This is a genomic window from Allocoleopsis sp. (genome assembly GCF_036703385.1).
In the GTDB taxonomy this organism is placed as follows: Bacteria; Cyanobacteriota; Cyanobacteriia; order Cyanobacteriales; family Coleofasciculaceae; genus Allocoleopsis.
Genome location: NZ_DATNPA010000155.1, coordinates 1 through 5,327 on the forward strand (window position 1 = coordinate 1; position 5,327 = coordinate 5,327).

The following is a 5,327-nucleotide window of genomic DNA, read 5'->3' on the forward strand; positions in this document are numbered from 1 at the left end:
CTACTTTGAATGGAAGTGTATTGACGACGAGACGAATGAAACGATCGCCAAGGGAAATGTGACTTGGCTTCGACGCGGACATAGAGGAGCCTGCTACCTCAAGACCGAGCAGCTGACCTTTTATCGCGATGTTTATGCACCAAATGAATTGCTGCAATGGATCAAGCATTAACACTTGTGCATCCGAAGCCGCATACATGGCGAAAGGTGGTATGTCGCCAATTGCCGACCTGCTCTAGATTCCCAAATTTACACACTCCGCCCTGGAAAGCTTTGACAGGGAATGGATAGCTCAGGAACTTCTTGATGCAAGGGAATAGCGCGTAGTTCTTTATATGATGGAAAAATTTATAAAACTAGAGCGATCGCCACAGCGCTATTAAACGCACCTGTGGTAATTCGTTTAGGCTTGCATTAACTCATTTCTGGTATCCTCAGCAGAGCTGTCAATAGGAGGAAGTCTACGAATAAAAGAGCGCATAAGTTGTGCCATAGGAACACCTTGGCGGGTAGACTCAGCATCTAGACGAGCGTATTCTTCGTCGCTCAACCAAATTTGTAATTTTTTCTTCCGATCTATTTTCATAATTTTCCTCAGGCTCACCGCTTTTTAGGAGTATTTTAGGAGTAATCTAGGAGTAAGCTTAAAAAGCTAGCAGCTCACCGTGTAGCTAGACGACTGACATCTTGTAGGTCTGGCTAATTATAGGTAGCTGCTCACCGTAGTCAAAATGCCGTGGATGCAGATTGTTCCAAGGATTGGACTTCCTCCTGACTCATCAACATCTAGTTTAACCCCGACTAACATTATCTAATTTTGGAAAAGTGTTTGTCATAGGGCGAACTAGAAATCGTTCCCAAGTGGTAGACGATTTTATAGCTGATGTAGAGGGTTTGTAGGCAAGGATTCTCGTTTCCACACCCGTTCGGGTGCGGCAAGGCAAGGCTTCTCCGAACACGGGCATTTTGTGCAACCTATAAGGGCTGAGGCTTATGGAAAACTCTGACGGTAATGTCACTGGGTCTGATGCTCAAAATTTGTCTAAGATAGAAAATTTCCTAACCGAGGCTGAACTATTAGAACTAGGTAGTCTGGAAGCTACAGTAGAACGGGGTTTAAGAGCTTTTTGGGAGATAGGACAAGCTTTAAGGCAGATTCGGGATAAGCGTCTCTATCGCCAAGACCACCCAACTTTTGAGGAATATTGTATCACTCGCTGGGAGATGTCCCGTCGCTCGGCTTATCAGCTAATTAACGCCGCCATCGTGGTTGAGAATGTGCGCAATTGCGCACAAATTCTTCCTCTCAACGAAGCCCAAGCTCGACCTCTCACTACGCTTGAACCCCCGCAGCAACAGGAAGCTTGGACTAAGGCTGTGTCTACAGCTCCCAGTGGGAAAGTTACAGCGTCTCACGTTGCCCAAGTTGCCAGAGAATACCAGCATCGGCGTGCGCGTTCGAGCGCCAAGAGTAAGGACAGTCCCCCACGCCAACTTCATCAGTCAACTAACAACCCTACACAGCCAGCGCTTCCAACAGAGCAACTTGGTGACGGCGAACAAGCCCCTGGAACTTCCACACCAAGGGCGACTGTTGAAGGCACTGTTGCGACGGGAGTTGAGCCAAATCAAGCCGTAACTAATTGCCGAAGCTGCTGGAATTGCTGTCATTGCAGCCTTGAGTTACTAGATGACCCCCAAAGTTTTTATTGCTATGAGTTCGGAAAATTAAGCTTCATAGAGAAGGATGGCAATGCACGGGGAGCTGAATGTGAATTGTGGGCTTATCGGGGGGAAGAGTCGGATCGGGTCGAAAAGACGAGGCTACCTAACGAAGAGACTTTTACCCTAACTCTACAGCTTCCAGCCTACTTGCAACCGCTGATAAAAGATGCCGCTAAAGCTTCGGGGCTGGTTGTGGTGGACTGGGCAGCCAAAGTCATTGAGTCGGCAGTTTCCAGAAGTATTTATGCCCAGAGTGAAGCCAAGGTTGAAGATTTTATTGAAGTTTCGGTCTCCGATGCTGCCCAGTACGAGGTGAGTGCTTATTCTGGGGTAGCCGATAGGCTTTCTGAACAAATAGCAACTCTTTGAGGAAGCTGCGAGCGCGTTGAACAGAGCAACGTATCGCTCCCGGCTTCCATCGGTCAAACGCGATCGCTGGCACCTCACAAAAGCTATGCGCTTATCGCCATGCATCCGCATCAATCTTGCCATCTTCTCTCGATATGACAAAGTGCATCGCTTATCAAACTATGAACGCCAAACAACCGAGAATTTCGGGATTCAACCCAAACAAATTACGACTACTGGAAGAGACAGCCGTCTGGCTTGATGCCGCTGATGGTGTTACTGCTGTTCTCCAACCATTCTCGCCCCGCCGTAGCGATCTGCGGTTTGCAGCAGCGCAACGCGATCGCTTTACTGTTTGGCATTTCGGGGGAGGACAAAACTGATGCCAGGAGCAGACAATGATAAAAGGGATAGCAATCCTCCACCAGGGGTCTCACAGCAACTAGAAATCGCGCTTGTAGAGGTTCCTCAAACCAACGGCACTAGCCAACAGACCCGCAGGGGGCGCTACCGCTCCTTCTCTCGACCACCAACAAATCGTGATTTATTCCCCAACGGTAGAACTGAGCGCATGGCATCGAACAGATTAGTCTGGGAGGGATGTAACATCCTGACGCAAGGTCGGGATTTAGGTTGGGTTGACTCTGGTCTTGGGTCGCCTTATTACGAAAGTCTTGTCGCAAAAGGACAGGGTTATGTGTCCTTCTGGATTACCAATGATTTGCATACCAAGCCTCCTGCCGTACTGGAGGGGGAAGCAGCTCTAGCCTTGATCGATCAATTTGATATTCGAGCTGCCTGTATTCACCTAATCTACGCTTCTTACGCAACACAGTTAGACCGTCCTTGGGAACAGCAGTTCGTTGTGAGCGATACGCAGCTAGAACGATATCTGGGTCTAGGCCAAAACAGGAATCTGAAAAACAAACAGCAGAAGTTAGAGCTATTGTTGGATTTGGCAAAACAACCCTGTCACCTCCTGGTGTATGTATCTTGGCCGGAGAAGGGAGCTGTCGGAGCGTTCAGCGTCAGCCGCACTTGGCTTTGGGAGATCGCAGAGCCAATTTTGCACTACCAAGATTGTTTTCACGATGAGCAGGGAAATCCCATCGGTGAGAAGACACTCGTGGGATTTACGCTTAAAATCCGATGTGGGAACTGGGCACAATACTTCCTCAATGAGGAAAAACGCCAGAAAAAAGTAGGTTACTACGAATACGGTATCCTATCTTCGGGACTGCTACATGAGTTGATGAGTATGTGGTACCACCATGAAGGTGCTGCACGGTTGATGACATGGCTGCTGTTCAAAACTAAGGTTAACCGCAACGGCCCACTGACGGTTGAAATGCTAATGAAAGTTGCCTTCGGTGAGAAAATGGTTGAAGCGGCCGTTGCGTCCTCAAAAGAGCGGAAGAAGCTGGTCAGACGCTGGGAAACTGCACTTTTGATGCTAATAAAGAGAGGGTGGGGTCTCCAACCAGACCCTATTACTTACCCGCCACAGTATTGGCCGGAGTTGCTTAACGCTAGTCCGCTCACAGGCATCCCTAATGACCCTGAAGAAGCAGCTTCCTTCTGGGCTGAGGATGCTTCTTCAGGTGAGGGGAAGCGCTTGACTGATATCACGAAGCGCACACGCGGCAGTTTTGAGCGGCTGCTGAGTGGCAGACTCTGGGTAGAGCCGCCAGCAGAGATTGCTGAGAAACTAGATGAGATTGATGAACAAAGAAAACCAAATTTGACTCGAAAGCGTCGGCAAAAAACGTCTTCAAAATCTGTTGCTTGCAACACCACGCCCCCATCTAATCAGCCGCAAGACTGCATCGAGCTTACAGGTAAACGAGTTAAAGAGCTGAGGACAGCACAGGGGTTGAGCGTCACTAAACTAGCTGAACTTGCAGGGATGGGGAAATCTACGGTTTCAATGATTGAAACTGGCAAAAGACCTATAACTCCTCAAACTCAGAACCGTCTCAAGCAAGCATTAGGAATGACTTAAAAGCTATCTCAAAACTCTAGATGCAACCCCACCAGTATCCCTCAATCGTTCGCCTCATCGACTTGTTAGGCTACAATAGCGTTAGCTATCGCGGTAGCGACGTTCAAGAGCGTCAGCGCAGATCGCCATTTCTAGGTCGTCTGAGTTTCTAAATCTTTACCTTCTTTAAGTTTATTGCACAGCAGTTGCATACTCACCAAAGCGATCTGTACCGTAAGTAAATTGAGAGCGATCGCCCAGCGATTGACCATGTTTCATTAACTCTAATCCATATGCAAGCTGCTCAGGTTCCCACGCATCCAAGGCTTGAGGGACGTTGTGGTGGTGTGCAACTAAGGCATCTGCAAGGGCGATCGCATTTGCCGCTGCTTTAGAGGTACTGGCTGCTGTATGAGGACGGGGAATAAAGGCAGCATCGCCCACTAACGCCACTCGCCCAAACATCATTTGAGGAACTGCCAGATCCAAAATTGCCTGGACAAATGGCTCAATCGTTGCTGCAACTAACTTTTGAAATGGTGGAGTTAGCACAGTGTCAGCATATGTCCGCATCTCCTGCTCGATCGCAGGTGCTAAGAGTCCCGGTGGAATGGAATAATCCCGCTGTCTATCGTTCTTATCGGTCAGAACGCGGGGAAGTTCCGTTACTTCATCATAGTTGACATACCAGACCCAGTTAAAGCGGCGTTCTCCGGGCAATAACGACTCATTCTCACCCGGAATCACGTATTGTAAAATGTGAGAATTGGGAAATTGAAAAAATACAAATCGTTCAGTCAACAAAGCGGCTGTTTCTGGGTCAAGATCGGGTTCATTCACCAGTCCCCGATAGCCAACATATCCAGCGTAATGATAGCGATAGTTGGGTAGGAAAAGTTGACGTACCGTTGAGTTAGGCCCATCTGCACCAATTAATAAATCTCCAGTAGCCGAAGTTCCGTCAGCAAACATTGCGGTAACCTGTTTATCGGTTTGCTGAATGTCGGTTAAGAGTTTTCCTGTATGGTAATGTTCTGCTGGAAAATGTCGCCTCATAGAACCATAAAGCAGATTCCAGGAGGTCAACGTTTGACGCATGGGCATCCGTTGGGCAATCTTGCCATCCCGGTTTAAGTAATAGCGTTCATGTGCCACTACGCCCAGAGAATCATCAGGAATCCCTGCCCGTTGGAAGGCTTCAATCACATCCGGTTGCAGCACAATGCCACCACCGCGACTGTCGAGCGAGTGAGACGAACGTTCATAAATGTCC

Annotated in this window: 6 protein-coding genes; 4 read left to right on the top strand and 2 right to left on the bottom strand. The window is 48.4% G+C overall.

What is annotated here, in order from left to right; translation table 11 throughout:
• Positions 1 to 403 precede the first annotated feature (403 nt).
• On the bottom strand, positions 404 to 586 hold the full coding sequence (locus tag V6C93_RS07735) for a hypothetical protein (protein ID WP_333476076.1): 183 nt from the start codon (positions 584 to 586) through the stop codon (positions 404 to 406).
• Positions 587 to 993: 407 nt separating this feature from the next.
• Between V6C93_RS07735 and V6C93_RS07740 the strand changes: the two genes are divergently transcribed.
• From V6C93_RS07740 to V6C93_RS07755, 4 genes are all read left to right on the top strand, one after another.
• A complete protein-coding gene (locus tag V6C93_RS07740) occupies positions 994 to 2,094 on the top strand; it encodes a hypothetical protein (RefSeq protein WP_333476077.1) in 1,101 nt (366 codons plus the stop codon).
• A 161-nt stretch (positions 2,095 to 2,255) separates the two neighbouring features.
• Positions 2,256 to 2,456 carry a hypothetical protein gene (locus V6C93_RS07745; RefSeq protein WP_333476078.1) on the top strand — a complete coding sequence of 67 codons (201 nt, stop codon included), beginning with the start codon at positions 2,256 to 2,258 and terminating at the stop codon, positions 2,454 to 2,456.
• A complete protein-coding gene (locus V6C93_RS07750; protein WP_333476079.1) occupies positions 2,456 to 4,075 on the top strand; it encodes a helix-turn-helix transcriptional regulator in 1,620 nt (539 codons plus the stop codon). The genes V6C93_RS07745 and V6C93_RS07750 overlap by 1 nt, the downstream gene beginning before the upstream one ends.
• Positions 4,076 to 4,095: 20 nt before the next feature.
• Positions 4,096 to 4,227, top strand: coding sequence for a hypothetical protein (locus V6C93_RS07755; RefSeq protein WP_333476080.1), 132 nt, complete (start codon positions 4,096 to 4,098; stop codon positions 4,225 to 4,227).
• A gap of 19 nt (positions 4,228 to 4,246) precedes the next feature.
• On the opposite strand, the gene V6C93_RS07760 is transcribed toward V6C93_RS07755, so the two are convergent.
• Positions 4,247 to 5,327 (bottom strand): hypothetical protein (locus V6C93_RS07760; RefSeq protein ID WP_333476081.1); only part of this gene is annotated, 1,081 nt, incomplete at its 5' end.

Bases quoted from the DNA above. Each gene is read 5' to 3' on its own strand.
- V6C93_RS07755 (WP_333476080.1), top strand. From the start codon at position 4,096: ATGCAACCCCACCAGTATCCCTCAATCGTTCGCCTCATCGACTTGTTA.
- V6C93_RS07745 (WP_333476078.1), top strand. From the start codon at position 2,256: ATGAACGCCAAACAACCGAGAATTTCGGGATTCAACCCAAACAAATTA.
- V6C93_RS07740 (WP_333476077.1), top strand. From the start codon at position 994: ATGGAAAACTCTGACGGTAATGTCACTGGGTCTGATGCTCAAAATTTG.
- V6C93_RS07750 (WP_333476079.1), top strand. From the start codon at position 2,456: ATGCCAGGAGCAGACAATGATAAAAGGGATAGCAATCCTCCACCAGGG.
- V6C93_RS07735 (WP_333476076.1), bottom strand. From the start codon at position 586: ATGAAAATAGATCGGAAGAAAAAATTACAAATTTGGTTGAGCGACGAA.